This is a genomic window from Acidovorax sp. KPB24-03, from assembly GCF_057546605.1.
Map to the genome: position 1 here is coordinate 1 of NZ_BAAJYR010000498.1, position 2218 is coordinate 2218.

2 protein-coding genes are annotated in these 2218 nt (G+C 70.7%); one reads left to right on the top strand and one right to left on the bottom strand.

Translation table 11 applies throughout. The features are described 5' to 3' along the window. Positions 1-1436, bottom strand: a 1436-nt coding sequence (scpC, locus tag AC27KI_RS23135; protein WP_487090924.1) for a succinyl-CoA:acetate CoA-transferase ScpC, incomplete at its 3' end; no start/stop codon positions are given. A 165-nt stretch (positions 1437-1601) separates the two neighbouring features. Between scpC and AC27KI_RS23140 the strand changes: the two genes are divergently transcribed. Continuing rightward, positions 1602-2218 (top strand): TFIIB-type zinc ribbon-containing protein (locus tag AC27KI_RS23140; protein ID WP_487116053.1); only part of this gene is annotated, 617 nt, incomplete at its 3' end.

A 2218-nucleotide genomic window follows, 5' to 3' on the forward strand; every position in this document is an offset into this window, starting at 1 on the left:
CAGCCGCTGGCCTCGGCGCGGGCCACGTAGTCGCGCAGCGCGGGGCGGAAGTCCGGGTGCGCGCAGCGCTCGATCACCACGCGCGAGCGCTGCGAGGGCGAGAGCCCGCGCAGGTCGGCCAGGCCCTGCTCGGTCACGATCACCTGCACGTCGTGCTCGGTATGGTCCACGTGCGAGGCCATGGGCACGATGCACGAGATGGCGCCGCCCTTGGCCAGCGACGGCGTGAGGAACATCGACAGGTAGGCGTTGCGCGCATAGTCGCCCGAGCCGCCGATGCCGTTCATGATGGACGAGCCCATCACGTGCGTGGAGTTCACGTTGCCGTAGATATCGGCCTCGATCATGCCGTTCATCGAGATCAGGCCCAGGCGGCGGATCAGCTCGGGGTGGTTGCTGATCTCCTGGGGGCGCAGAACGATGCGCTCGCGGTAGAAGTCGATGTGGCGGTTGAATTCCTCGGTGGCCGCCGGGCTGAGCGACAGCGCCGTGGCCGAGGCGCTGTCGAGCTTGCCCGAGCGCAGCATGTCCAGCATGCCGTCCTGCAGCACCTCGGTGTAGGCTGTCATGTGGTCGAACGGCCCGGCGTTCAGGCCGGCCAGCACGGCGTTGGCGATGTTGCCCACGCCGGACTGCAGCGGCAGCAGGCCGGGCGGCAGGCGGCCCCGCGCCACCTCGTGCTGCAGGAACTCGATGATGTGGCCGGCGATGCGCTGGGAGGTGTCGTCCGGCGCGGCATAGGCCGAGTTGCGGTCCGGTGCGTGCGTGGCCACCACGGCGACCACCTTGGCCGGGTCGCAGCGCAGGTAGGGCTCGCCGATGCGGTCGGCCGGGCGCACCAGCGGGATCGGCACGCGGTTGGGCGGCAGGTCGGTGCCGTAGTAGATGTCGTGCATGCCCTCCAGGCCCTCGGGCTGCCAGCTGTTGACCTCCAGGATGATGCGGTCCGCCTGGTCCAGCCAGGTCTTGTTATTGCCCACCGACGACGAGGGGATCAGCCGGCCGTCGGGCAGCACGCCGGCCACCTCGATCACCGCCACGTCCAGCTTGCCCCACAAGCCGAACCACACGTAGGGCGCCACGTGCGACAGGTGGGCGTCCACGTACTGCATCTGGCCGGCATTGATCTGCTGGCGGCAGGTGGGGTCGGACTGGTAGGGCATGCGCATGCTGATGCCCCCCACCTTGGCCAGTGCGCCGTCCAGCTCCGGCGCGGTGGAGGCCCCCGTCCACAGCCCGATGCGAAAGGCCTCGCCGGCCGCGTGCAGCCCTTCGATGCGGCGGGCCAGCGCCGCCGGCACGGCCTTGGGATAGCCCGCGCCGGTGAAGCCGCTCATGCCCACGCGCGCGCCGTCGGGAATCAGCTCGGCGGCCTGTTCGGCTGACAAGGTGCGTTCGCGCAGCAGGGGGTTGAGAACGCGGCTGGGTGGGGTCATGGAAGGGGCTTTCTGCGCAATGAGGGGCGGCCCAAGGGGCCGCAAAGGCTGCGCGAAATCTTAGCAGCCGCCTGTGTCATGCCTCAGGGTTTACCCGAGCGCCAAAGCGGTCCCGGTCACTTTGGAATGCACCCGCGGCGACCGGCGGTACGATCGATGCCACCCATGTCCACGACGTCCCTTTGCCCCTCCTGCCGGCAGCCCGCCGAGTCCCATCGCTTCCGCTCGCACGGCAGCGAGACCATCGAGCTGGACCTGTGTTTCGCCTGCCAGGGCCTGTGGTTCGACCCGCGGGAGAACACGCGCCTGGCCCCGGCCGGGGTGGTGGCGCTGTTCGAGCTGTTGCACCAGCACCGCGGGGATGCGCGCCACCCGGTGGCCCAGCGGCTGCAATGCCCGCACTGCCCGCGCGCGCTGGAGCCCGGCTTCGACGTGGTCAAGGGCGGGCGGTACAAGACCTTCCGCTGCCCCGCAGGGCACGGCCGGTTCAGCACCTTCGGCTCGCTCATGGTGGAAAAGGGGTTCGTGCGGCACCTGTCGGTGGCGGAGATCGACGCGCTGGCCGAGCGCGTAGGCACCATCCAGTGCACCAGTTGCGGCGGCACGGTGGACATCCGCAACGACCACGCCTGCCCCTATTGCCGCTCGGCCCTGTCGCTGCTGGACCCGCAGGCCGTGGACCGGGCATTGGACCGCCACGCCAGCGCGGCGCGGGCCGCACCGGCTGCCGCCGCGCCCGGGCCCTCCGACGTGGCCGATGCGCTGGTGGCCCTGGAGCGCGT